Raw genomic sequence first — 26,017 nt, forward strand, 5'->3', positions numbered from 1 at the left:
CTCAGTTTTATATGAATAGTTTTTAGTTGTTCACCAGTTTCATTGAACCTTCGGTATACCTTTCTCCTACATTCGGGTATTTTTTCAGAATGGCATCAATGGCATCCAGATCCGATTGAGAAAGTTCTATATTGACTGCTGCAATATTTTCCTCCAGATATTTGATTCTTTTTGTACCGGGAATCGGAATAATATCATCTCCCTGATTCAACACCCACGCCAGGGCGAGCTGAGTTCCTTTTACTCCTTTGGAAGCGGCAAGTTCATTGATCTCGTTTGCAAGTTTGGTGTTATTTTCAAGATATTCCTGCTGATAACGCGGTAATGATTTTCTAAAGTCATCGTCACCCAGGTTCTTTACATCATAGATATTGGTGAAAAGCCCTCTTGCTAACGGAGAATATGGAACCAAGGAAATTCCAAGCTCTCTGATGGTTGGTAAAATCTCTTTTTCAACATCTTTGGTAAGGATGGAATATTCTGACTGTAATGCTGCAATAGGATGAATTTTATTGGCTTTTCTGATAGATTCTGCTGAAGCTTCAGACAATCCGATATATTTCACTTTTCCTGCTTTCACCAGCTCTGCCATAGCTCCTACTGTTTCTTCTACAGGAACATTCGGATCTACTCTGTGAGCATAATACAGGTCAATAGTATCGATCTTTAATCTTTGAAGGCTTAAGTCTACGGCCTGTCTGATCCATTCCGGAGAACCATCGAAATAGGTTCCCGGCGCTCCGCTGTGACTTGCTTTGCCATCTTTAAACCTGAATCCGAATTTGGTCGCAATAAAAATCTTATCCCTGTTGGGTACTAAAACTTTAGAAATTAGTTTTTCGTTTTCTCCATTGGCATACATATCTGCTGTATCCCAAAAGTTAACCCCTAAATCCAAAGCTCTGTGCAGGGTATTGATACTTTCCTGCTCATCGGTAGGACCATAGGCAAAACTCATTCCCATACATCCTAAACCGATTGCTGATAACTGTTCTTCTGTGTTTCCTAATTTTTTAAATTTCATGATAGGTATGATTTAATTTTACATGACAAAATTAGAGCATCCGGAAGCTAACCCCGATATAGAATTCAAACTAAGAATTATAAAATTCAAACAACATCCATTCTTAAAGCATTGGGAGTAATTCCGGTTTGTTTTTTAAAGTAATTGGTAAAATAAGCAGGTTCTTCAAAACCTAGTCCATAGGCAATCTCAGAAATATTCCAATCTGTATGTTTCAATAAGGCATTGGCTTCCTGAATAATTCTTCCGGTAATCTGCTGGCTGGTTGTTTTTCCTGTAATCTCTTTTACAGAACGGTTTAAAGAATTCACATGAATAGAGAGGCTCTGAGCATAATCATTAGGAGTTTTTAATTTTAAAAAGGCCTCAGGGCTGTCGATAGGAAACTGTCTTTCCAACAGTTCCATAAATAAAGAGGCCACTCTTTGTGAAGCATTCTGATAAGGTTCAAAACTTTCTGCCGGCTGCATTCTCATGGTTTCATGAATCATCAGATGAAGATACGCTCTCAGCATATCATATTTGTGAATATAATCTGATTGGATTTCCGTCATCATTTTGGTATAAATCTCAGAAAGTATGCTCTGCTGTTCTTCATCTACAAAGAAAACGGGAGTTCCTCCAATCTTGAAAAGCGGAGAATCCTGAAGATTCCCTATACGGCTTCCGTTATGCAGAAACTGATCGGTAAAGAGGCAGAACCAACCCTTCTGATCCTCATCATCAGCTTCCCATGAATAAGGAATAATAGGATTGGAAAACAATAATGCGGGACGGTCTACTTTGATCCATTTATCGGCATAATGTAATTTTCCTTTTCCTATGATGAGTGAAATCTTATAATAATCTCTTCTGCTGTAAGGGGTAAGAGGAGAACAGTATTCCCGCGAAAACACATTGAAGTGCCCCATTTTATTCACCCCAATACATTGTGATGCCAGGTTGAGAGCATTTCTTTCATAAAAACCTTTGAGTGATTCGTGTGATTCCATAGATCAAAGTTATAAAAATCAAACAAATTACATAACAATACCATCACATATTGAAAAAATAAATGACTGACAAAAAATGCCAGTCATTTAAGTTGATCATGGGTTAATCCCAATCATCATCACGTCCGTGACCATGATGTTTATTTTGTTTTTTGTAGTACTTTTCCTGATTTTTGTAATACTTCTCCTGTTGTTTACGGTATTTTTTATAATCGTTTTTGTTTCTTCCATAAACAATTACAGGGTTTTGACCTCTGTAGTATTTCTTTTTAAAGATGATATACTTTTCTCTGCCCAGAATTCTTTCCAGCTCCGAATAACGGTCATTTCTCCATCTTCCAGGTTCTACAACATATACTCTGTTCCAGGTATCATAATCATGGTATCTGTCATTCAACACATAGATCTGATTAGCCTGTGTTGATGAAAGAACAAGGTCGGTAATCACTCTTTGCCAGTTGATATCCGAGATACTCCTTCTATAATCATTATAATAATCTGATTGGGCATAACTCAAACTGAAGGTCCCAACAAATAATGCGGTTAATATTAACTTTTTCATTTCATTCCACTTTAAAAATAATTATCAAGGGATAGTCAATTAAAGTGCCAATTATTAATTACCAATACTAATATTTGTTAAAAAAAATCATAAACAACTGATTATCTTTGAATTATTTTCTGTATTTTTTATTAAATTCTTAAACATTAATGATTCTAAAGCTATGATTAGATCCAAGAATTATTATACAACAACCCTATTATAAATTAATAATCAACACATTGCAGATTTATAAAAAACACATATATTTAAGTTTCGGCTAAAGCCGCAAGAGAAATTATGTATTGTATGGCGGGCTAAAGCCCACCTCTATTGATCCTTACATGCGGATATTTAATGGTAATATCTTTTATCTTTTATCTTTTATCTTTTATCTTTTATCTTTTATCTTTTATCTTTTATCTTTTATCTTTTATCTTTTAACCTATCATTACACCATTTATGTTATAAAATTCGTTAAGATTCCAAAAAACTATTATTTCATATGATATAATTTTGTAATTTTAATGGAGAGAATGTTTTTAACGCAATGTTCTCAAATTATTTTAATCAACCAAATCTTACATTGTTATGGAAAATATAAAGTTTCAGGTATCTCAATATCAGGATGAGTTGCAGCTACTTATAGACGGGAAAAAGGCAGGTTATATGTCCATAGAGGTTGACGGAAGACTGCTTATTGTATTTTATACGAAACTTGACGAAGAGCGTGAAGGAAAAGGATACGCCAAACTATTGCTGGACGAGCTGGTACGTTACGCAGAAGAAAAAGATTTGCTTGTAGACCCGGAATGTGATTTTGTAAGACAGCAGTTTGAAAATCATCCTGCAAGGTATAAAGAAATCTGGCATGCCTGATCAGCTTTCCCACCAGGCTGTAAATTCCTGTTCTGACTGATTCAGATCTACTACCTCGCCGATCATCGGAGTGAGGATATTCAGTTTTTTTTCTTTTCCAAGAGCCGTTATCTTTTGTAAAGGCTCATTCCACGGGTGAAGTGCCAATGCAAATTTGGCAGCATGAACCGGAATGATACGTTGTGCTCTAAGGTCAATAGCCGCCTGAATGACATCTTCAGGTAATTTGTGAATATACCTCCATGCCTCTCCATACTGTCCGTTTTCGAGAACAGCATAATCGAAAGGTCCATATTGCTCACCGATTGTTTTAAAATGAGAATCATAGCCACTGTCCCCTCCTAAGAAAATTTTCCTGGTAGGTGTTATCAGAACATAAGAACTCCAAAGTGTATCATTTTGCCTTACTCTTCTGCCGGAAAAATGTCTGGCAGGAGTAAAAACAATTTTTATATCATTTTTCAGGGTAATTTGTGTTCCCCATTCTTCTTCAATCAGCTTATTTTCAGCATATCCCCATCTTTCAAGGTGTGCTCCTACTCCCAAAGGTATAATGGCCATTTTCGTCCTTCCCTCAATAGATTTTACAGTTGGGTAATCCAGGTGATCGAAATGATCATGGGTAATGATAAGATAATCTATACCCGGGATGTCTTCAGGCTTAAAAATATCTGAACCTTTGAAAGCTTTATTAAAGTATTTAAAAGGAGAACCATACAGGCTGAGGACAGGATCTATTAAAAAGGAAACTCCGTTGGTTTGCAGATAATAAGAGGAATGCCCCAGCCAGATCAATACATCTTCATTTTTATCAATATTTTTCAGATCGGTATGAAGGGACGGAATAGCTTTTAGGGGTTTCAACAGCGGATCTTTCTTTCCTAAAAAGAAATCGTAGGTTACTTTCCACATTTTATAGCCTTCTGTAAGGGAAGGAGTATGGCTGATATTCTGAAACTGTCTCTTCTTGTAGAGTTTCGACTGTCTGATACGCTTCAGCCTTTTCCCTTTTGGGACTCCACCAAACGCTTTCATATTGATCACTATAAAAAAAGTAACCGTCAAAACAGCCACACAGGTAATAATCCAGTAAATCATCGGTACAAAATAAATATCAAATGTATTGACTTTTGCTTTTAAATGAAAGTTTATTCCATTTTACTCTATTTTTTAACTAAATTTATCATGTATTTTTAAAAATTTATTAGTCATTTAGATCAGGATTAATTTTAAACTTTCTATTTTAGCACCCTAAAAAACTCAGATACATTGAAAAATTATTCGGTAATATTTCTTCTCGTTATTTTTTCGTCTTGTGCCTCTATAAAAAAACACAATGAACAGCGAGCCTCATGTATTCCACCGGAGCAACTTAAAGAAGATGTGGATTTTGCGTATTCAAAATTACAGCAAATGCACCCTCAATTATACTGGTATATTCCTAAGAAGGAGTTGGAAAGTAAATTTGACAGTCTTAAACAAACCATCACAGAGCCTCTTACTCCTCTTCAGTTTTATTTCAAGCTTCAGCCTGTTATTGCCGGAATTCGTGAAGGACATCTTTCCCTGAGGATTCCCAGAAAGAAATTTACCAAAAGTGAAATAAAAAGACTGGAACATCAGAAAGGAATGTTCAGCCGTTTTGAATATTATATTTCAGGAGATCAGATGTACATTATTCAAAACAAAGATTCTATTGAACATATACAGCCGGGAACTGAAATTTTATCCATCAATAATGTTCCTGTATCCGATTATATCAGGAAGTACAGAAGCCTGATCAGCAGTGATGGTGATAATACTACCTTCCATCCGTATTTTTTAAAAGATCTGTTCTTTAGTTTTTATACTGCCGAAAATGGATTTGAAAGCAGAGCTACTCTTGAAACGCTTTATAATGGACAAAAAAAGACATATACCTTAACCAGAGAAACAAAATCTGATACTGATCTTGAAAAAGATAAGGAAATGCAGAAAAAGACCCCGGAAAAGAAACTGAACGATTATGTTGCTTCCAGTAATTCTTATAACAGAAGTTTCAGGTTTCTTGATAAAGACAGTACAATCGCTTATATTAAGGTGAAAAGCTTCTCAAGGGATTATTCAGATGAGTTTTATAAAAAGACTTTTGCCAGGATCAGCCATGCAAAATCTCCCTACCTTATCATAGATGTCCGGAATAATTATGGCGGCTCTTTATATGAAATCAATAATCTGTATTCCTATTTAGCTGATGAACCGTTTACGCTGATCAAACCTTCTCAGTTAACGTCAAGAAATGCCCCTCTGCGCACCAATTATTTCAGAAAAAGCAATCCTTTAGAGTATGCTCTTAAAAGTATTGCCTATCCGAGCTATTTTTTTGCACAGACTTTCAGTACCTATAAAAAGGATGGAAAGGTATTCTACAAAATGAAGGCAGACAAACCTACAAAACCTAAAAAGGAAGCCTTTCATGGAAAAGTTTTTGTACTGATCAACGGAGGAAGCTTTTCGGCATCTTCTATTATTACTGCTAAGCTTAAAAATGATAAAAGAGCAACGCTTGTGGGAGAAGAAACAGGAGGTGCCAATGACGGAACTGTTGCCGGTTTTTATTCCTACCAGAAGCTTCCCAATTCTGAAATCAGATTTCCCATAGGACTGCTTTTGGTACAGCCCAATATCAATTTTTCAGACTCGCGGAAAGGTGTTGTTCCTGATGTGACTGTTCCTGAAAACATGCAGGATATTATTAATCAAAAAGATCCACAGCTGGATTGGATAAAAAAAGAAATTGCAAAAGAAAAAGAAAATAAAGGACAATAGTAAATATAGGTTCGGCGGGCTTTCAGCCCGCCGAACCTATATTTATCTTTTTAATTCTTCCAAAAGATCTTCAATATGTTGGATGTATCTTCCATAGTAGCGCTGATACCAGAACCTTCCAACAATATAAAGCAAAAATAGGCCTATGGTTACTGTACTAATTAGGATCACCGCAATCTTCAGTTCACCCGGAGGATTGGGCCATGGGATAAACTCCAGAACAATAAGGATTTCACACACCAGAAAAGGTGCAAAACTGATATAGTATGAGAGGTAATACTGTTTGTTAAGATTGAGCTGCATCACGAGATCTTTCAAAGAATCATAAGTTTTAGGTGCAGGATTGCTGATTTCATTGTACAATTTAAAAAACTTACTGAAAAAGAAAACAGTGACAATAAGCATGGAGGCAATCAATACCGTTATGTACAATTGAAGTTTAAATGGTCTGCATACGGAGCACACCAGAAAGGCGAAAATAAAGATCCCGATCATCCACCAGAATTCAACACGCATATTTTTGCGTATCTTTTCAAGAGGAAGATTCAGTTTATTTGTCTGTTCTATGGTTATTTCGGGAGTTTCCTCCACAATATCTTCGTTCCAGGTATTTTTCAATTCATCGATATTCATGGGATTACTGATTTTAATGTTTGTTGGTTTTTATTTGGCTTAAGATATCTTTAAGTTTATTTTTTGCCCGGTTCATTTTCACTCTTGCATTGCCTTCAGAAATTCCTATCTGTTCTGCAATCTGCTTTCCTGAAAAATCTTCCAGATAGTAGAATATAAAAGCTTTATCAATAGGATTGAGTTGATGAATGGCCTTATACATTTCAGCCAGGCGTTCTTCTTTGCGATTATCATAGTCTTCCTGTACAATGATATGATTGGAAAAATCTACGTGAGCGATAAAACTTCTTCTCTTTTCTGATTTCAGGAAAATAATAGCTGTGTTCAAAGCAATTCTGTACAGCCAGGTAGAAAATTCACTTTCACCTCTGAAACCGGGAAATGCTTTCCAGAGCTGATAGGTAATCTCCTGAAAAAGATCATCACGATCATCCTTTTCAGTCATGTACATTTTAGAAATCTTAAACAGGATTCCTTTATGCTGTTCAATTTTACTTATAAACTCTTGTTCTAATGAGGTCATAGCTTGTTACTCTATAGAGTTAGTTTTCGTTTAAAAAAATTGTTACAGATTTTGACAAAAGAAATAAAAAAAACCTGACAGCAAAATAATGTCAGGTCTCATTGTGTGTTTTTTAAGCTTTTTACTATTTCTTCAGAATAGTATGAGTCGAAATAATTTTCTGACTTGATCAGTTAGTAGAAGAAAAGTAAAAATGTTACATTAAAAAAAGCAATAACCTGATATTTTTTTACATCAGGTTATTTATTTAAAGTATTTAATTCTCCTATTATTTAAAATCTAAGAAATCATCTTTTTCCAGATAATGGTTCAGAGCCATAATAAGTTGGGAAGAAGTAACATCAGCCTGCTGCGTGATAGCAAGATCCACCACATCCTGAATATTTTCATCAGAACACATATAATGAAGCTTGTTGTGAAAAACGAAATCAGGTAAGATTTCATTATCATTTCCACCGATATCCAAGGGATCTCCGATAAAAACTTTCATTTCGGATTTAAATTCATCTGTTGAAGAATAGACAGCATAATTAAATTCCGGATCAAACGATGCTTTCCTGTCCTGTTTGCTCTTTACTAACTCCAGAAATTCTTCTATAGAATACACCTGATTTTTAAAATCATCCATGTGATATTTTTTTACAACTCAATTTTCTAAAGATAGAAATTTTACAGAAGATAGGATTATCTAATTCAGTTTATTTAAAGCTCTCTGCAATGAACCGATATCAAGAAAATCAAGTTTTGCGCCTACTATGATAATGATCAAAAGAACAATTGTCAGAAATAAAATGATAAAAAAATACATGGATACAAACCATATGACGGTATTCAGGACATTTCCTTTAATCCCCATTTTATTCATAAAAAATGTCTGTGAGCGTTCAAACCACGTTTTTCTCTTTTCAGGTTTTGGACTTACTTCAATTCCGTTAAGTTCATCTACCAAACGTACCACATCATCAATATACCTTCCGTACATATAATAGATCCAGTATTTGATGATAAAAGCGATCAACAGAAGAGTAATCAGAAGACTGATCCCGAAAATAGCCAGGTTATACTCTCTATCAAAATGAAAATTGATCTGGATCAGAGATAAAAGAAAGCCAAGGGGAATATAAGCAATATAATAGGAAATATAAATCTCTTTCGAGATGAGAAGCTGCGTCTTAAGATTAAACAAGTCGTAATTTGTATTCGTACTGTTTTTTCTAAGCAGCTTATACAATTTCAGGAAGCGGGAATAAAAATAAACGATAATGGCCACGGTCAGTATGGTGACAAATGCTGAAATCGTTTTAATATTAGAATCAGCAGAAGCTGATGGAACACCTGTTAAAAGCAAAGGCAATGTTATAATCATCAGCCAGAATTCAGTTTCCATATTCACTTTCAGCATCTCCAGCGGAGAATGTATTTCCTTCTGTTTATCCAGAGAAATTTCAGGGGATTCCTGCCCTGTATCTTTATTCCAAAGTTCTTTAAAGTTTTCTAAATCCATAGTGTTATTTTTAATAGGAACCTGTACCCTGTCTGATAATGATCTCTTTCAGCTTTTCTTTTGCCCTCTTCAGCTTTACGCGTGTATTCACTTCTGTAATTCCGAGCTGTACAGCGATCTCTTTTCCCGAAAAGCCTTCTAAAAAGAAAAATATTAGGGCTTTATCAATGGGGCTTAACTGATGGATGGCTTCATACATCCGCTTCATATTCATATCATCCGTATCATTATAAGGTTCCTGCCGGGCACTCAGCCCGTCAATATTCTGATTTTGGATAAAACTACGTTTTTTTTCACTTCGCAAAAAAACAATTGCTGTGTTAAGCGCAGTTCTGTACAGCCATGTGGAGAAATCACTTCTCTTTTGAAAATCACCGTATGATTTCCAGGCCTGGTAAATGATCTCCTGATAGAGGTCATTCTGATCGTCCTTATTATCCATATACATTTTAGAGATCTTGAAAACAACACCTTTGTGTTTTTCAATTTTCTCTAAAAATTCTTTTTCTGGTGAAGACATGATTTACACACTGATCCTTAGATAATATTTCTAAAAAACATTATCTTATTATAACACAAAACTTTAATTTCCGGCATTAAGTTAAAAAAATCCTCAACAAACCAAGGCGTTTATTAAGGATTTTTATTTTATGTTAAATACAATATCAGTCAGAATCAGAAAATATAATCTGTGCTTAAAAAGTTAGAATCATGTTCTCTGACAATCGTATTCAGCAACTCTTTGTTGGAATCTGTCAGTTTTGCAGCCACCAGAGACCGTATGGAGAATGAGCGGAGCGCATCAAACACGGAAAGTGTTCCTTCCGCACTGTCTTTTCTTCCGGTGAAAGGAAAAACATCAGGACCTCTCTGTGCCTGGCAGTTGATATTGACACGGCTTACAAGATTTACAAACGGATCAATCAGTCTTGCTACTTCCTGAGGATCTTCACTGAAAATACTTACCTGCATCCCATGGGAAGCATTCACCTGATATTCTATAGGCTCCTCTATATCTTCGAACGGAACAACAGGAATCACCGGACCAAACTGCTCTTCATGGTAAAGCTTCATATCACTGTTTACAGGATACACTACGGCCGGAAAAACAAAAGATTCATCTGTATAGCCCCCATCTTCATTCAGCACTGCAGCTCCTTTCTGTAAGGCATCATCAATACATTCTTTCAGATAAGCAGGTTTGTTGACTTCCGGAAGTGGTGTTACTTTTACATCTTTTTCCCATGGCAGCCCGGCCTTCAGCGAAGAAACTGCAGCACTCAATTTTTCTGTAAACTCCAGAGCCACTTCTTTCTGGACAAATATCAGTTTCAATGCTGTACAACGCTGTCCGTTGAAAGAAAGTGCTCCCAAAATACACTCACTTACCGCTACATCAAGATTCGCATTTTTAGTAACGATGGCTGCATTTTTAGCATCCAGACTTAGGATCGCTCTTAAACGGTTTACCTTCGGGTGCAGTTTTTTCAATCCGTTAGCTACTTTACTTGAACCGATAAAAGCCAGAACATTCACTTTTCCGCTTTCCATAATCGGTGTGATAATTTCTGATCCTTTTCCATATAATGTATTCACCGTTCCTTTCGGGAATGCTTCTTTAAAGGCGTTTAACAAAGGATAATGAGCCAGAACACCGTGCTTTGGAAGTTTAAACAGGATGGTATTTCCCATGATCAAAGCAGGAATCAATGTGGTAAAAATCTCATTCAGAGGGTAATTGAATGGCCCCATACTTAAGACCACGCCCAGCGGTGCTCTTCTGATCTGCGCAATGGTTCCTTCTGCCTGTTGAAAACGGGAAGATTCTCTGTCAAGATCTTTAAGAGCATCAATGGTCTGATTGATATAATCTACAGTACGGTCAAATTCTTTGGTAGAATCAGCAAGTGTTTTTCCGATTTCCCACATCAGCAGTTTGATAACCAGATCTCGCTGCTGGATCATCAGATAGACGAATTTCTGCATGCATTTGATTCGTCCTTCCACCGACATGGTAGGCCATTCACCAAGTCCATTATCATAAGCTTTTACACAGGCTTCAAGAACTTCCATAGCCTCATTCGGACCAATATTCGGGATGCTTCCCAGAAGTTTTCTTTCCAGTCCGTGTTCTGTCGGGATGCATACCGGAGAATAAATTTCAGTGACGTCGCCGTTCCACTCTACCAGTTCCCCATTCAAAAGATAAGTTCTCTGATGGATAACCGGAACTTTATATTCTTCCGGAATTTCGTTTTCTCCTTTAAAAATGTTGTGATGAAATGATGCTGTATTTTCTGAACTCATAAATCTTTCTATTTTTTTATGTGATAAGATTGAGATTGTCTCAAAATTTAAATTATTTGACTTTTGTCATCCTGACGAAGGAAGAATCTTTATTGATTTTTATATGAGATTCTTCATTACATTCTATTTCATTCAGAATGACACCTTTGAAACTACTACATTTTATAACATAAAGGTAGAGGTAAAATATTTTAGAAGAAACAATCTGACAATAGATTCGATCTATTTGAATTAAAATTAATCTCAGCTCCTAAAAAAAGAATAATTTAGCTTAAAAATAAATTTCATGTTTTCAAAATTAGTTTGCAGCACACTGCTATTCTTCTCTGCAGTGGGGTTTGCTCAAAAATCTAAAGCAATCAATACTGTTTTAATGGGAGGAAAAGAAGTTCATACTTATGCCAAATTGCCAGCACTGAATAAACCTGCTCCCAAATTTACCCTTACAGATGTCAATATGAATGATCAGACACTGGATTCATTCAAAGGTAGATATGTTATTCTGAATATCTTCCCAAGTGTAGACACGGGTGTTTGTTCTGCTTCTGTACATCATTTCAATGAAGAGGCAGGAAACCTTCCCAACACCGTAGTACTTTGTATTTCCAAAGATCTGCCGTTTGCCCAGAAAAGATTCTGTGGTGCGGAAGGAATTAAAAATGTAGTGATGCTTTCAGATTTCCGTTCCGATTTTGGATGGAACTATGGGGTGGAACTGGTAGATTCTCCAATGAAAGGGCTTCTGAGCAGAGCCGTTGTGGTAATAGATCCTTCAGGAAATATCATCTATGAAGAACAGGTGCCGGATATTTCTCAGGAACCGAACTATGAAGCGGCTATTGCGGCTGTGAAATAATAAATACATTAAACCATTAAGTAGATTTAAAAAGTTAAGAGTATTAAGATGAAGCACAACGCTTAAAAACATCTTTGATGTTGCCCTTAACTTATCTTAACAACTTCAATGCTCTTAATGGTTCAAAAAAAAACTCAGCAAATTGCTGAGTTTTTTTGTTGTTGGAAACGCTAAGGCGCAAAATGATATTTAAAAAGACTGTTGTAAGGCGCAAGGATTTTATCTCCGATAAAATTTCACGGTACCACACTTTCATTGAGAACCGAAGGTGAGGCAATCTCAATGTTCTCTCTCAGATTAGGCGGATTAAGCAGATAAATAAGAAAAGATCTATGAGATCTGTAGGAAAAAAATAACTTAATACTTACTGAAAGCCTCACATTAAGCAAAAACGAAATGTTCTTGCACCTTAAAATGACAAATGAAGTATAAAAACTTTATGCCCTTGCGATTCTCCAACAAAAATTTTGCATATTTGTAGAAAATACGGGTCATGCAAAAAGAAAAACTACGTAATGTAAGAAAAAGAAAAGGCTTCACACAACAGCAAGTCGCTGAATATATTGCTACAGATGTCTCTAACTACAGCAGAAAAGAAAGCGGAGATGTAAAGATTTTCAATGATGAATGGGAAAAAATTGCCCGTTTCCTGGAAGTTCCCGTAGAGGAAATCTTTGAAGAAGAGGAAGCAAAGCAGATCAATCATTTTGAAAATAATACCAATAGTAACAATATAGGAAATGTTAGTGGTAATTATTATTGCAATGTTCCAGAATTTCTTCTCGAAAGCCAAAGAGAGCTTATAGAAATGCTAAAAAAAGAAAACCAGAGATTACAAGAGGAGCTAAATGCTCTTAAGAAAAAATAATAAAAACTCAGCTATTTGCTGAGTTTTTTTGTATTGTAGTTGGGATCAACGCAATGGCGCAAAATGATATTAAAAATTTCTGTTTTAAGGCGCAAGGATTTTATCTCCGATAAAATTTCAACACTACCACTGTCATTGCGAACCGAAGGTGAAGCAATCTCAATGTTCTCTCGCAGATTAGGCGGATTAAGCAGATAAATAGGAAAAGATCTGTGAAATCTGTGGGAAAATAAAGAGTCTTAATTTGTTTTATATTTTTTTCTTTTTGTAGTAATTACGATTACCCCATCTTTAGCTTTTTCGCTGTAGACCTCCTTTGTATAGACCTTGTCGTATTCCGTATAGGAAGACGTCAAAGCTCCTACAAGAGGATGATTGTTAATAACAGGGTATTTTCTGGATTGGACATTAGAAAGAATTCTCTGAGCTAAAGTCGCAAGATCTTTAGTGCTCAGCTGTGTGAGGGCAATTTTCATTTTTTTGTGTTTTTTGGGATTAATAAATTAATGATCAAATATAGAAAAAAGTTGTTTGGTTACAAACATACTTGCAACAAACCTCCCGAGGTCTTGGAAGCTTTCCCCCAACTTGCAGGAGACTTTCCAAGTTCTTGGGAAGTTCCAAACATACTTGTTTTTAATAAATGGAGGGCTTGGGAGGGGTGTTTTAGTATTGTCTTAGAGTTCAGGAAATATCGGGTGGTTACAAACGGGGGTGTTTTGAAGTGGGGAGATTTTTGGGATTACGGGATACCGTAAGGTTTTAAAAATCATGTAGTTTATATTTGATAAAATTTCCGTATTTCTACGGAGATAAATATTAAACTCGTTTTATATATTTGATAGTCACACTAAATAAATCTAATTAAAATGCTAATTGATGGAGTAAGACAAATAAACAAGCCAAATTGCACGCTCTATATAATCGATAATTTTTCAGATGAGTTTAAACAGATAATTAGAAATCAATTACAGGGTATTTGGAGTGGATTTTCAGAAGCGGATTCACTACCCGAATTTTATTCTTATAAATTTACATTAGAATCCTTTTTAGAAAGATATAGACCAAAAGACGATAAAACAAAGAAAGGAATGATTGGAGAATTACTGGCTCATACCCTTCTAAATCATACAGATAATAATTTAACATCACTATCAATTTTAAAAAATAAAGAAGAAAAAAGTATTAAAAAAGGGTTTGATATTATTTATTGTGAAATTGATTGTGACAAATTATGGTATGCGGAAGTAAAATCAGGAAAAAGTGAAACTGGAAAGGAGGATTCCACGACTTACAATCAAATTCTTTTAGATAGAGCAAAAAACGGTATTAATTCAATGATACTAGAAAAAAGAAATTCTTTATGGGAAAGTGCATTAATTGATGTTGATTTAGTGATAAAACAAAACAATGGTAAGCTCGATTTAAAAAAACTTCTTTCCAAGGATTCACCAAAGTTAAAAACAAGACAAAAAAAGAATGTTATACTAATTTCAAGTTTATATCATAATATTTCTGATTGTATAAATGAAAACAGTCAAGTCTCTTTTTATAATAAGACAAAACTTGAAGATATATTTGAAGAAATTAAAATTATTTCAATACAAAAAAATACATTTGAAACAGTTGCAGATTTCTTATCCAATGAATTAATTATTTCTTAACATATGAAAGTAAAAGAAATAACACTAAATGAATTTAGAAAAAATCAGAATTCTACTTTTTTTAATGATGCATATATAAAACTTCAGCTAGGCCAAAATCTATCTGAAGAGGAAATTATTAATTTACTTTCTAACGCTATAATATTTTCAAATTGGGGAGATTCAAATTTACAAAGGCTTGGATATAAAATTATTGTTTCTTATTCTAATATATATTCAGATTACAAACCATTGTATGATTTTGCAATAAACAAAGGCTATATTCCCATTTCAAAGTTTATCGAAAATAATCATTCATCTAATAAAGATTTTGAAGAACATTTCTTTGGACTATTCTTTTCTTCATTTAAAGAAAATTTTAAAGAAAAAAATTATTATATCTCAAATGGTCAAAAAAAATTAATAGAATTTGCTACAAAAAATAATTCTAGTTTCGTCTTAGTCGCTCCAACATCATATGGTAAGTCAGAAATTATTATTAATAAAGTTTATGATAATCTAGACAAAAGAATCTGTATAATTGTCCCAAGTAAAGCACTCTTATCACAAACAAAAAAAAGACTATTAGATAATTCTTTTAATAACGAACTATCTAGGATAATTACTCACCCAGAAATGTTCAAAGGAACTGAGCAAGAATTCGTTGCAGTATTAACACAAGAAAGATTATTAAGACTATTGCAAAAAAATGAATCTTTAAATTTTGATTTAGTATTAATTGACGAAGCTCATAATTTATTTGGAGATAAAAAAAATGATAGCAGATCAATTTTGCTAGCTCAAACTATCATAATTTTGAAGGCTAGAAATAGCAATGTAAACTTTAATTTTTTCTCTCCATTTATTTCAAACCCTGAAAATTTAAAAGTAAGACAATTGAATTACGAGGTATCATCTAGGGATACAGATGAATTTATTAAATCAGAAAAATACTATATATGTAATGTTTTTGAGTCATCTGGGCAACTTTTACTTTATGATCAATTTTCTAACTCTTTGATAAACACAGGGAATACTTATACAAATACAATTGAAATTTTAAAGCACGAAAAAGCTTCAAAAAATATTGTATATCTGAATCGTCCTAAGCATATAGAGGATTTTTCACAAAAATTAGCTGAAAGCTTTGAGGAAAAAAACTTTGATATAAGTGAATTAATCAATACAATTTCAGACTTTTTACATCCAGAATATAATTTAATAAAATGTATAAGAAAAGGAATTGTTTATCACCATGGAGGCATGCCAGAAATTGTTAGGCTTTATGTTGAAAATGTTTTTTCAAAATTAGATTATTTAAATTTTGTAATTACTAGCTCAACCTTATTAGAAGGCGTAAATATTCCGGCAGAAAAAATATTTTTATTATCAACAAAAAAAGGTAGATCAAATTTATCAATATCTCAATTCAAAAATCTAATTGGAAGAGTAAATCGTTTTAGTGAAATATTCAATAAAGAAAAAGGCAATCTTGAACTTTTGGAACCACATATTTTCATAATAAAAAGTGAATACGAAAATAGAAGAGCTAATATTGAAAATTTTATAAAGTCAAGAGCTCGAATAGAATTAAAAATTGTTGATGAAGTCAATAATCTTTTTTTAAAAGACGAAGATTCTTTAACTCCTGAAGACACATCAGAATTACACAAATCCTTAGAATACTTAGAAAATATTGAACCTAATTCAACCGATTTAGTAAATGTAGAATACGTTTCATCAATTATTGCAAAATTGTGTTATCAAAATAATATTTATGACTTTGATATAAAAGCAAATGAACAAATGCTCAATAAGAATCTTTTAGATTACACCAAGCAGCTGTTTTCTACAATAAGAGATTGTAATCAATTAATGTATGCAATATATTCTATATTCTTAAAAAATATTGAAATATTTGAAGATAATATTAAACGTTTACAAAATTCCTCAGCAAGAAATTTTTATTCTATGATTCTGGGCTGGAGAAGTTCAAGTGCTTCGTTTAAAGAAATGATTGGAAGTTTTATGAGACATTGGTCATCTTTGACAGATACCGAACTACTAGTTTATATTGGTGAAAGATGGGGAGAAGAAAAAAGAAATTTCACTGATATTAAAGAATTATATGTTGATTTAAGAAAAAAGAATAATTCTCAACGAGTAAATTTAGCAATACTAAAAATAAAAGAAGAGCAAGATTTCGTAGAATTCAATCTTTTAAAATACATTGAAATTATAAATGAATTAGGACTTATTGAATTGGATTTTTATGATAAAATAAAGTATGGTACTTCGGATAAAAAATTAATTACTTTATTGAAAAATGGTTTTTCTATTGAACTCTCAAAGTGTATTACTCAAATCCAATATTCTAAGTTTATTCAAATAAATACTATAACAGAAGAAGTTATTATAAATAATGAAATTATTGATGAAATGCATTTAAATAATGAGAATAAAATTTTAATATTTGAAATTAAGTTTCATATAAATCAACGATAAATATAATAAAATCAAACTATCATGAAAAAACAGCAAATCAAACAATTACTTATCAAATATTTTCAAGAAAAAAAAGTATATGAAAGTGTAAATCAAAACGAATTAGATAATGTAGCTGAAAAGCTTTCTAAATTAACATTTATAACTAAAGATATTTTATTTAAATACATAAATGAAATATCATATTTAATTAAAGAATCTGTTGATTTTTCAGATACTGAATATTTATTATCTCAGATTATAAACATTATTAACAAATAATAAATGGATTATAATCAGATAATACTTGATGAAAAAAATAGTCTAAACACTTTATTAAAAGATTTTATTGTTCAAAATAAAAATATTTCAGATAATGATGACGCACAAAAGGTTGTAAATAATTTTATCACTTCATTCTCAACTTTGTTGTCAAAAACAAATAAATGTATTTCTGACTGTCATCAAAAAAACGATTTTTTTTATAGTAGTGATTTAAAAAATGATTTTAAAGCAACTATAGAAAATTATTTAACCACATCATTTACGCTAATTGATATAATTGATATCCTGATTGAAAAATATAACCTTCCACCATGGAATATTAATGATAGTTCATTTTATATAATTCAAAAATTTATAAGTTCTTTTTTTTCTAAAAAAGAAAAGGAAAAAATTATAATTGAATTCAATAAAAGGAATATCAAAACAGATGGTTTTAATTTAAAATTTAAAAAATTGAAAACAAAATATTTACAAATACAATTATGGGTTGGAATTCCTCTTTTAATTCTGACTGCTACAATAATTTTATTTGCTGAGTTATTTATTGGAAAAGCTTTTAATGGTATGCAATTAACTCTAACTAAAGCGTTACTAGCATTATCTATTTCAATAGTAGGCTCCTCATTGATTGAAGGTCAGATCGAGACCAATTGGTCAATTAAAAAAGGAATTACCATTCGAACAATTGGTTGGGCCGGAATATTTATTTTAATATATCTAGTAAACCCTTCTAATCCTGGGGATGTACATTAAATAAAATTCTTAGACTAGATTATCACTAGCTCGAATTTGCAAATTTTGCGTTAAGAAAAAATCCTATATAAATAATAAGAACCAATAAAAAATATAAAACCTGCTGAGAAGCAGGTTTTATATTATCAGTAACATGATCATTACTCTTAATAGGAATAAAGCCCGTTTCTATTGATATTGAGATTCTTCACTCCATTGCATTTCACTCAGAATGACAGTTTTCCTTACAAATATCAGTTAAGATTCTACCAGCATTGCTCCATCTTTCAAAATCATATACTCCTGTCCTACTTCCTCTGAAATGTTTTTCAAATCCTGCTCATCAAAAACCTGAGGGATGTAGCATTTCTCATGTGCAAACAATCCGTAATGGATGGGTACCAGCTTTTTGGCATGCAGAAGATGAGCTGCTGCAAAGGCTTCTTTCAGATTGAGGGAAGCGGGAACTGGGCTGTATTCTAATCCAATGATCTCAAAATTTACTACTACGCCGTTTACGGGTAAGAAAGCGTAATTTATATTGGGATTTTCTTTTCCAAGTTTCCAGAACTGGTTGTGCCAGATGGTATCTCCACCATGAAATATTTTGGTCGTTCCATCATCGACAATCCAGGAAGATTGTATTTCTCCTACTCCATCCATAGCAAATACGGGTTTGAAGGTGATATTATTTTCTGTGAAGGTTTCATCAAGATCAAGAACAATAATTTCTACGTCATCCACCAACTTTTTTACAACAGTTTCCAGTCCTGCATAGACAATCAGTTTACCGTCTTTTTTTAAGCATTTTCGAATCACTCCTTTATCAAAATGATCAAGATGCATATGCGTAAACAGAATATAATCTGCCTTTACATGGTCTGAAAATTCTATAAGATTCTCTACGGCATCTCCCAAAACAGGTTTATAGTAAGAGAAATCTTCTACAGCATCTATTAAGATGGTTTTGTTGTGTGAAGTGAGGCGGATGCCTGCCCAGTTTAATTTTTGTATTTCCATATTCTTTTTTAGCAAAGGAAAAGACTTACGAAAGGCCAGTCAATAAACAAAAGATAATTAATGGAGTGTTTTACGGATGGGAGATGGAAGTTGATTATTTCTCTACAGTTTCTATTGTCTTTTCTTTGAATTAACAGTAAGGATTTTATAAACGCAAAGTTTTTATTTATTAACTGCAGATTCTAAGGGGGCAAAGAAGGCGGCAAAGCCGTTGTCCAAGCTAATGATAAGAGCACGCTTCATCAAATCGATTGAAAATCGATTCATCCTTTGCTCACTTATAATGTGGATTTAAAATTGAAACTTTGCGTTAAAAAAACTCTGCAAGATAATATAGTCTTAGTAAGTTCTTTTATTATCTTCAAATTTCCAGCTTATTACAAAATCCTTTTCCTAATTCTGCTTAAAGAGATTGGCGTAATACCAATATAAGAGGCCAGGTATTTCAGAGGAATATTCTGAATGTAATGAGGTTTGTTCTTGAGCAAGTATTCATAGAGGTCCTGTGGAGTGTTTTTCAGCAGGAGCATTTCTCTTTTCATCGCAGCACTAAGTTTTCTGCTCAGATAGTAATTCTGCACGAAACGGCAGTGTGGATTTACAGCAAACAGGTTTTTCACTTCATCCAAGGTAATCTCCCATGCCAATCCTTTATTGATGGATTCGTAAACGGCACCGGAGTTTTTTTCTTCTACAGTGAAAATATCACCGGGAAAGTAAAATTCTGCACAGATTTCGGTATCAATATCCGAAGTGCTGTTGATGTAATATTTACGGACAAGCCCATCTTCTACAAGATAGGCTTTGTTGTCAGTAAATATGTTTTTCTTTGAAAATTCAACCTCAGCAAACTTCTCCCATACAGGATCACTATCCTCTACGTTCAGGTGTGAAAACAGTTTTTTGTTGATCGTTGCCAATGCTGAATTTTATATTATAGTAAATTTTCGTCTACAAGGTTTGGAAGCGTTACTTTCAGATTAGGTTCTGCTTCCATCGCTCTTTTAATAGCGAAAACAGCGCCTTCGTTTCTCGCCCAGCTTCTTCTTGAGATTCCGTTGTTTACGTCCCAGAAAAGCATGGATTTTAATCTTCTGTCGGCATCATCACTTCCGTCAAGGAGCATTCCGAAACCACCGTTGATCACTTCGCCCCAGCCTACTCCACCACCATTGTGAATAGACACCCATGTAGCTCCACGGAAACTGTCTCCAATCACGTTGTGAATGGCCATATCTGCCGTAAATCTTGATCCGTCATAGATATTGGAAGTCTCTCTGTAAGGAGAATCTGTCCCTGAAACATCGTGGTGATCTCTACCTAATACTACAGGTCCGATTTCTCCGTTTTTAATAGCTTTATTGAAGGCTTCTGCAATTTTCATTCTTCCTTCTGCATCTGCATAAAGGATTCTGGCCTGGGAACCTACCACCAGTTTATTTTCCTGTGCTCCTTTGATCCACTGGATGTTGTCTTTCATCTGCTGCTGAATCTCTTCCGGAGAATTTTTAACCATTTCCTCCAATACTGCACATGCGATATCATCCGTTTTCTGCAGATCTTCCGGATTTCCACTGGAACATACCCAACGGAATGGTCCGAAACCATAATCGAAACACATAGGCCCCATAATATCCTGTACATAACTCGGATATCTGAATTCTCTTCCTAATGTCGGATTTTCTGCCATTACATCAGCACCGGCTCTGGAAGCTTCCAGTAAAAAGGCATTTCCGTAGTCGAAGAAATAGGTTCCTTTTGCGGTATGTTTATTGATCGCTGCAGCATGTCTTCTCAATGTTTCCTGAACTTTTTCTTTGAATAATTCAGGATTTTCAGCCATCATGGTATTAGATTCTTCAAAACTTTGTCCGGCAGGATAGTAACCACCCGCCCAAGGATTGTGAAGTGAAGTCTGATCTGATCCGATGTCAATTCTTACATCTTCCTGATCAAATTTTTCCCAAACTTCAACAATATTTCCAAGGTAAGCCAAAGACACAGTTTCTTTGTTAGCCTGTGCTTCTCTTACTCTTTTAACCAATTCATCAAGATCTTCATGGATTTCATTCACCCATTTCTGATCGTGGCGGATTTTTGTGATCTTAGGGTTCACTTCTGCACATACCGTAACACAGCCTGCTATATTTCCTGCTTTTGGCTGAGCTCCACTCATTCCACCTAATCCTGAAGTTACAAAAAGTCCTCCTTTAGGCTCTTTTTTGATTTTTCTGAAAGCATTTAGCACCGTAATCGTTGTTCCGTGAACAATCCCCTGAGGGCCGATATACATATAACTTCCTGCAGTCATCTGTCCATACTGGGTAACCCCTAATGCATTGAACTTCTCCCAATCATCCGGTTTTGAATAGTTAGGGATCATCATACCATTCGTTACAACCACTCTTGGTGCATCTTTATGAGACGGGAACAATCCCATCGGATGTCCTGAATACATCACCAATGTCTGATCATTATTCATTTCCGACAGATATCTCATTGTCAACAGATACTGTGCCCAGTTTGAGAAAACCGCTCCGTTTCCACCATAGGTAATCAGTTCGTGAGGGTGCTGGGCCACGGCATAATCCAGGTTATTCTGAATCATCAGCATAATGGCTTTGGCTTGCTCAGACTTTCCGGGATAATCTGTGATAGGTCTTGCCTTCATTTCATAATCCGGACGGAAACGGTACATATAAATCCTTCCGTAGTCTTCCAGTTCCTGTTTAAATTCAGGAATCAGCTCTGCATGAAACTGAGGATCAAAATAACGTAAAGCATTCTTCAATGCCAGTTTTTTCTCTTCTTCTCCTAAAATTTCTTTACGCTTCGGAGCATGGTTGATATTCGTCTCATATGGTTTGGGTTGTGGCAGCTGATCAGGAATCCCCTGCTGTATCTGTTCTTGAAATGTCATATTACTATTTAAAGGTCTATGTTTTAAACAATGTTTGAAGTTTTAAAGATATTCAAAATAGGAAATATAGGCAAGAGGGGAAAGAAGAATGGTTTAAGGTTTAAGGTTTAAGGTTTAAGGTTTAAGGTTTAAGGTTTAAGCAAAATTATTGAATCCGGATATCTCACAATTTGATATTAATACTATATTTGAATAAATACACCTCAATTCCCCTCCCCCGGAGGGGTGGATTTCAAAGTTAACAAATTTGAAAGAGGGTGGTCAAAACACAACAATGAAAGAAATCCTTACTACTATCAACGGAATTTCTATCCGCAGGAATTTCGTTGAAAATCTGCCCTACAATCACCATTTAAAAGTATTATTAAAAGAAAAACGCAAGGCTCGGATTCTGGGAGAAGTAATCTTCTGGAAGAAAGTCCGTGCAAAAAAATTTTATACCATTGATTTTGACAGACAAAGGATTATTGGAAACTATATTGTTGATTTTTATGTCAAAAGATTAGGTCTCATCATTGAAATAGATGGTTCAAGCCATGATGAAAAAGAAGTTTATGACAGCATAAGGCAGAAATATCTGGAGTCATTGGGATTATTGGTTTTCAGAATAAGTGATTTTGATGTAAGGAATAATCTGAGTCTGGTGATGAAGGAGTTGGAGGATTTTATTGTGCTGCATTATGGAACCACCCCGTCTTCAAAAATTCTTTAATTTTTGAATCTACCCCTCCGATGGAGGGGAATTGTTCTTACGGATATGAGTTGATATTCAACATAAAAAAACCTTACTGAAATTCAATAAGGCTGGTTTTTGTATCGTTAAAATTTAGGTTAAAACATCATCATTTTCTTCTTCATGGTCATCTTCATTATCGCTGAGACTCCAGTAGTTGTTTTCTTCATCTTCCTCTCCTATTTCTTCCATTTCATCATCGTCCTCAGCTCCGGGAATGTCTAGCCCTTTATCAATTTTATCATCGTCAAATTCTTCATCCAGAATTGGATTTCCGTCGCCATCGAGCGAAATATGTTTTTCTCTCTTAAATATATCTTCACTGGGGTTATAATCCATCTGTTCTAACCTCTTGTTTTGTTCATTAATATTTTTCTCTGGTGCCATACTATTTAAGATTTTAGGTTTATATCATCAGAACAAAAATAATTCCAAGTTATGATGATTGATGAGAATAAACGTCAGGATTTGCACAATTTGGCATTTTCTCATTTTTTGAAAAGGCGATAATATTTCCTGCAGCCAGTCTGGCCATTCCGTTTCGTGCTTCAACAGTTGCAGAGCCGATGTGTGGCAGAATACAAACACTGGAAAGCCCAAGAATAGGGTCATCCGCAGACATTGGTTCCGGATTGGTAACATCCAGACCAGCTCCCCAGATTTTCTTATCTACAAGTGCCTGATACAGATCTTTTTGGTTGTGAAAACCTCCTCTTGCTGTATTGATGAAAATAGCGTTTGGTTTCATCTGCTCAAATATAGAATAGTTGAATAATTCTTTCTGCTCAGGCGTGAAATTAGCATGTACACTTAATACATCTGATCTCTGAATCAGTTCTTCGAAAAAAACATAAGTTGCTCCCAACTCCTTTTCTGCTTCTTCATTTTGATGGCGGTTATGGTAGATAATATTCATTCCAAAAGCCTTTTTTGATTTTTCGGCCATCTCATAACCGATACGTCCTAATCCAAAAATCCCCAGTGTTTTCCCATACAATTCCTGTCCCAAAGCATGTAAAGGGTCGAACGTACCCCAATTGTCATCTTTTACTTTCTGAAAATTATAGCTTGCCCGCCTTGCCACAGACTGCATCAGTAAAAAAGCGACATCCGAAGTAGCCCTGCTCAAAACATCCGGAGTATTTCCTATCGGAATATTTCTTTGGGTAGCTTCTTTAATGTCCACATGATCAAATCCTACAGAATATAAAGCAATGGCTTTGATATTCGGGCAGGCATCAAAAAAATTCTTATCATATTTGAAATCTCCACCTACATTGAGAATGGTATCTGCATTTTTACAGTAGCCAAGCCATTCTTCGTAAGAAAGATTTTCTTTTTCCGGGAATATAAGTTCCAGACCTGCTTCTTTTAGCATATCAATTCCTGTTTCTGGAATTCTTTTATTGATAAAAACTTTCATTGTACTGTTGTTTAATGATTTTAAATAAAAAAACCTCACTCGCAAAAAGTAAGGTTATTGAACTTTAATATTAAAAAAATTATCTCTTTTCATCTGAATGCTTTATTCAAGATCTATTTTATTTTCTGTGATGGTGATTGTATACTGAGGATTTTAATTCTATCAATTTTCATTCCGAAATGAAGTTAAAAAATTTTAAATTTGATTAAATCCAAATGAATTTTATTAATAAAAAAGGTTCTTTAAAAGTCAAATTATCTAGATTTTGCTGTTCTGAATGAAAAATAATCTCATTGACGAAACTGTATGAGATTCTTCACTGCATTGTATTTTATTCGGAATGACACACTTTTAGAGATAAGTTGCTATTGATTTGTATTACCAAGCATCGGAACAAATTTATAAGCTCCAAATTCTTCCTTTTCAAATTCTGTTGGGCTTACTTTTGTAAATCTGTATAAGACCTGTTCGTCTGTTGGGCCTAATGGAATCACCATTATTCCTCCGACATTCAGTTGTTTTAAAAGTTCTGTAGGCAGTGTGGAAGCGCCGCAGGTTACAATGATTTTGTCGAAAGGAGCAAAAGTAGGAAGCCCTGCAAAACCGTCTCCAAAACTCTGAAATTTAGGAAACAGATGAAGTTCTCTGAGTTTCTTTTTAGAAAAATCAAACAGATCTTTCTGCCTTTCCACCGTATAGACATGAGCTTTCATCGCCATTAAAACTGCGGTCTGGTATCCACATCCTGTTCCAATCTCCAGCACTTTTTCACCTGGTTTTACCTTCAACAATTCAGACTGTTCTGCTACCGTAGAAGGATGGGAAATGGTCTGATGAGCCAGAATGGGAAATGCTCTGTCTTCATAGGCAAAATCTTCAAAAATACTCTCAATAAAAAGGTGTCTTGGAACTTCACTCATTGCCGAAAGTACATTTTCGTCTGAAATTCCAATTCTGTTTCGAAGATACTCGACTAAAATCTTTCTTTTTCCTTTATGTACAAACGAATCCTGCATTTCACAAAAGTAAGAAATTAGATATTAGATTTCAAAAAAATCGGAGTAAAGATTTATCCACAAAAATAAAACAATCAAAAAATGACTGCTTTATTATTATTTCTTAATTCCACTTTATCGGATAAGGTCCGTAAAAATCACTGAAGGTATTATCAGCGCATTTTTTTCTCACAAAAAAGTTATAAGTCACTGTTTTACTTAGCCCTGCATAGATGGCTTTTTGACCTGCAAATACCAGATCTCCGCTTGCAGGAGGAGCAGAACTGGTGGTCAACACAGTTTCGTATGCAGAAACTCCATCATTTTCCCAGGACACTGTAGCATCAAAAATAGAAGAATTCGCAGAAGAGGTTGTTTTTGAACAGGTTGCATATTCTGGTTTTACGCAGGTGGTTGTAGTACTGGCCAAAATGGTAACAGGTCCCGCCCACTTGCTCCGGCCACCAGCTGTTCCGCAATTTTTTCTCACATAAAGATCATATTTGTTGTCTTTATAGAGAGGAAGGTTATAAAAATACTTGTTGGTGACCACTGTAGTTCCCTTTCCTAAAATGAAACCCTGTTCCCCATACTGCACTTCAAAATATCCTTCTCCCTGACTTATAAAGCTCCAGGAAAGCTTGTTATTTCCTTTGTCAAATATCAGATTTGTTGGAGTTCCGCATTGCGCCTGCGGATCATATGGGCTATCTCCGATACATCCTGCAGCAGATAATCCAAAGATGAATAAAATCGAAATTATTCTTTTCATAGTTATTTTTCTGACTGTGAATTTACTGTAATTTCTCCAATGAATAAAGGGGTTCCATCTTGAATATCTCCAAGT

27 protein-coding genes are annotated in these 26,017 nt (G+C 34.4%); 9 read left to right on the forward strand and 18 right to left on the reverse strand.

Annotation, left to right across the window (positions count from 1 at the left end; genetic code table 11):
• Nucleotides 1-22: 22 nt before the first annotated feature.
• The 3 genes from FB551_RS09320 to FB551_RS09330 all read right to left on the reverse strand — a co-directional run bounded on the left by FB551_RS09320 (nucleotide 23) and on the right by FB551_RS09330 (nucleotide 2,578).
• Nucleotides 23-1,024 (reverse strand): aldo/keto reductase, encoded by a 1,002-nt coding sequence (locus tag FB551_RS09320; RefSeq protein ID WP_142016956.1) that lies wholly within the window; start codon nucleotides 1,022-1,024, stop codon nucleotides 23-25.
• An 86-nt stretch (nucleotides 1,025-1,110) separates the two neighbouring features.
• Entirely contained in the window at nucleotides 1,111-2,016 is a 906-nt protein-coding gene (locus FB551_RS09325; protein ID WP_142016958.1) for a helix-turn-helix domain-containing protein, read from the reverse strand.
• A 103-nt stretch (nucleotides 2,017-2,119) separates the two neighbouring features.
• Complete coding sequence (locus FB551_RS09330; RefSeq protein WP_142016960.1) at nucleotides 2,120-2,578, reverse strand: hypothetical protein; 459 nt, start codon at nucleotides 2,576-2,578, stop codon at nucleotides 2,120-2,122.
• A gap of 570 nt (nucleotides 2,579-3,148) precedes the next feature.
• Between FB551_RS09330 and FB551_RS09335 the strand changes: the two genes are divergently transcribed.
• Nucleotides 3,149-3,436 (forward strand): GNAT family N-acetyltransferase, encoded by a 288-nt coding sequence (locus FB551_RS09335; RefSeq protein WP_047433564.1) that lies wholly within the window; start codon nucleotides 3,149-3,151, stop codon nucleotides 3,434-3,436.
• Here the strand turns inward: FB551_RS09335 and FB551_RS09340 are convergent, their stop codons facing one another.
• A complete protein-coding gene (locus FB551_RS09340) occupies nucleotides 3,437-4,534 on the reverse strand; it encodes an MBL fold metallo-hydrolase (protein WP_142016962.1) in 1,098 nt (365 codons plus the stop codon).
• Nucleotides 4,535-4,849: 315 nt separating this feature from the next.
• On the opposite strand from FB551_RS09340, the gene FB551_RS09345 reads away from it, so the two are divergent.
• Nucleotides 4,850-6,244: a S41 family peptidase gene (locus FB551_RS09345; RefSeq protein WP_226798659.1), complete on the forward strand. Its 1,395-nt coding sequence runs from the start codon at nucleotides 4,850-4,852 to the stop codon at nucleotides 6,242-6,244.
• A 42-nt stretch (nucleotides 6,245-6,286) separates the two neighbouring features.
• On the opposite strand, the gene FB551_RS09350 is transcribed toward FB551_RS09345, so the two are convergent.
• The 6 genes from FB551_RS09350 to FB551_RS09375 form a co-directional block, all read right to left on the reverse strand.
• Nucleotides 6,287-6,877, reverse strand: a complete 591-nt coding sequence (locus tag FB551_RS09350) for a hypothetical protein (protein WP_142016966.1) — start codon at nucleotides 6,875-6,877, stop codon at nucleotides 6,287-6,289.
• A 13-nt stretch (nucleotides 6,878-6,890) separates the two neighbouring features.
• Complete coding sequence (locus FB551_RS09355; RefSeq protein WP_142016968.1) at nucleotides 6,891-7,400, reverse strand: RNA polymerase sigma factor; 510 nt, start codon at nucleotides 7,398-7,400, stop codon at nucleotides 6,891-6,893.
• Between the two features lie 268 nt (nucleotides 7,401-7,668).
• Nucleotides 7,669-8,028, reverse strand: a complete 360-nt coding sequence (locus tag FB551_RS09360; protein WP_142016970.1) for a DUF7716 domain-containing protein — start codon at nucleotides 8,026-8,028, stop codon at nucleotides 7,669-7,671.
• Nucleotides 8,029-8,088: 60 nt separating this feature from the next.
• Entirely contained in the window at nucleotides 8,089-8,904 is an 816-nt protein-coding gene (locus FB551_RS09365) for a hypothetical protein (RefSeq protein ID WP_047433570.1), read from the reverse strand.
• Between the two features lie 10 nt (nucleotides 8,905-8,914).
• Nucleotides 8,915-9,424, reverse strand: coding sequence for an RNA polymerase sigma factor (locus FB551_RS09370; protein WP_142016972.1), 510 nt, complete (start codon nucleotides 9,422-9,424; stop codon nucleotides 8,915-8,917).
• A gap of 155 nt (nucleotides 9,425-9,579) precedes the next feature.
• Nucleotides 9,580-11,211, reverse strand: coding sequence for an NADP-dependent glyceraldehyde-3-phosphate dehydrogenase (locus FB551_RS09375; protein WP_142016974.1), 1,632 nt, complete (start codon nucleotides 11,209-11,211; stop codon nucleotides 9,580-9,582).
• 286 nt (nucleotides 11,212-11,497) lie between these two features.
• Here FB551_RS09375 and tpx point away from each other — a divergent pair, with 286 nt between their 5' ends.
• Both tpx and FB551_RS09385 read left to right on the forward strand, forming a co-directional pair.
• Nucleotides 11,498-12,067, forward strand: a complete 570-nt coding sequence (gene tpx, locus FB551_RS09380) for a thiol peroxidase (protein WP_185097557.1) — start codon at nucleotides 11,498-11,500, stop codon at nucleotides 12,065-12,067.
• A gap of 493 nt (nucleotides 12,068-12,560) precedes the next feature.
• Nucleotides 12,561-12,935, forward strand: coding sequence for a helix-turn-helix domain-containing protein (locus FB551_RS09385; protein WP_047433574.1), 375 nt, complete (start codon nucleotides 12,561-12,563; stop codon nucleotides 12,933-12,935).
• 239 nt (nucleotides 12,936-13,174) lie between these two features.
• Here the strand turns inward: FB551_RS09385 and FB551_RS09390 are convergent, their stop codons facing one another.
• Nucleotides 13,175-13,411, reverse strand: a complete 237-nt coding sequence (locus tag FB551_RS09390; RefSeq protein ID WP_142016976.1) for a hypothetical protein — start codon at nucleotides 13,409-13,411, stop codon at nucleotides 13,175-13,177.
• A 393-nt stretch (nucleotides 13,412-13,804) separates the two neighbouring features.
• Here FB551_RS09390 and FB551_RS09395 point away from each other — a divergent pair, with 393 nt between their 5' ends.
• The 4 genes from FB551_RS09395 to FB551_RS09410 are packed head-to-tail and all read left to right on the forward strand — an operon-like array spanning nucleotide 13,805 to nucleotide 18,100.
• Nucleotides 13,805-14,599 (forward strand): Hachiman antiphage defense system protein HamA, encoded by a 795-nt coding sequence (locus FB551_RS09395; protein ID WP_142016978.1) that lies wholly within the window; start codon nucleotides 13,805-13,807, stop codon nucleotides 14,597-14,599.
• 3 nt (nucleotides 14,600-14,602) lie between these two features.
• Entirely contained in the window at nucleotides 14,603-17,083 is a 2,481-nt protein-coding gene (locus tag FB551_RS09400; RefSeq protein ID WP_142016980.1) for a DEAD/DEAH box helicase, read from the forward strand.
• 21 nt (nucleotides 17,084-17,104) lie between these two features.
• Nucleotides 17,105-17,344, forward strand: coding sequence for a hypothetical protein (locus FB551_RS09405; protein WP_142016982.1), 240 nt, complete (start codon nucleotides 17,105-17,107; stop codon nucleotides 17,342-17,344).
• A gap of 3 nt (nucleotides 17,345-17,347) precedes the next feature.
• On the forward strand, nucleotides 17,348-18,100 hold the full coding sequence (locus tag FB551_RS09410; RefSeq protein WP_142016984.1) for a hypothetical protein: 753 nt from the start codon (nucleotides 17,348-17,350) through the stop codon (nucleotides 18,098-18,100).
• 237 nt (nucleotides 18,101-18,337) lie between these two features.
• On the opposite strand, the gene FB551_RS09415 is transcribed toward FB551_RS09410, so the two are convergent.
• From FB551_RS09415 to FB551_RS09425, 3 genes are all read right to left on the reverse strand, one after another.
• Nucleotides 18,338-19,099 carry an MBL fold metallo-hydrolase gene (locus tag FB551_RS09415; protein ID WP_142016987.1) on the reverse strand — a complete coding sequence of 254 codons (762 nt, stop codon included), beginning with the start codon at nucleotides 19,097-19,099 and terminating at the stop codon, nucleotides 18,338-18,340.
• 377 nt (nucleotides 19,100-19,476) lie between these two features.
• Complete coding sequence (locus tag FB551_RS09420) at nucleotides 19,477-20,019, reverse strand: Crp/Fnr family transcriptional regulator (RefSeq protein WP_142016989.1); 543 nt, start codon at nucleotides 20,017-20,019, stop codon at nucleotides 19,477-19,479.
• 14 nt (nucleotides 20,020-20,033) lie between these two features.
• The gene (locus FB551_RS09425; protein WP_142016991.1) at nucleotides 20,034-22,019 is read right to left on the reverse strand and encodes a urocanate hydratase; all 1,986 of its coding nucleotides are present in this window, start codon (nucleotides 22,017-22,019) and stop codon (nucleotides 20,034-20,036) included.
• A gap of 274 nt (nucleotides 22,020-22,293) precedes the next feature.
• Between FB551_RS09425 and FB551_RS09430 the strand changes: the two genes are divergently transcribed.
• Nucleotides 22,294-22,731, forward strand: coding sequence for an endonuclease domain-containing protein (locus FB551_RS09430; RefSeq protein WP_142016993.1), 438 nt, complete (start codon nucleotides 22,294-22,296; stop codon nucleotides 22,729-22,731).
• Nucleotides 22,732-22,845: 114 nt separating this feature from the next.
• On the opposite strand, the gene FB551_RS09435 is transcribed toward FB551_RS09430, so the two are convergent.
• The 4 genes from FB551_RS09435 to FB551_RS09450 all read right to left on the reverse strand — a co-directional run bounded on the left by FB551_RS09435 (nucleotide 22,846) and on the right by FB551_RS09450 (nucleotide 25,942).
• Nucleotides 22,846-23,139 (reverse strand): hypothetical protein, encoded by a 294-nt coding sequence (locus FB551_RS09435; protein ID WP_047433582.1) that lies wholly within the window; start codon nucleotides 23,137-23,139, stop codon nucleotides 22,846-22,848.
• A gap of 49 nt (nucleotides 23,140-23,188) precedes the next feature.
• Complete coding sequence (locus FB551_RS09440; protein ID WP_142016995.1) at nucleotides 23,189-24,175, reverse strand: 2-hydroxyacid dehydrogenase; 987 nt, start codon at nucleotides 24,173-24,175, stop codon at nucleotides 23,189-23,191.
• A 365-nt stretch (nucleotides 24,176-24,540) separates the two neighbouring features.
• Complete coding sequence (locus tag FB551_RS09445; RefSeq protein WP_047433584.1) at nucleotides 24,541-25,191, reverse strand: protein-L-isoaspartate(D-aspartate) O-methyltransferase; 651 nt, start codon at nucleotides 25,189-25,191, stop codon at nucleotides 24,541-24,543.
• Between the two features lie 103 nt (nucleotides 25,192-25,294).
• Complete coding sequence (locus tag FB551_RS09450; RefSeq protein WP_142016997.1) at nucleotides 25,295-25,942, reverse strand: hypothetical protein; 648 nt, start codon at nucleotides 25,940-25,942, stop codon at nucleotides 25,295-25,297.
• Between the last annotated feature and the right edge of the window lie 75 nt (nucleotides 25,943-26,017).

The organism is Chryseobacterium aquifrigidense (genome assembly GCF_006716485.1).
In the GTDB taxonomy this organism is placed as follows: domain Bacteria; phylum Bacteroidota; class Bacteroidia; order Flavobacteriales; family Weeksellaceae; genus Chryseobacterium; species Chryseobacterium vietnamense.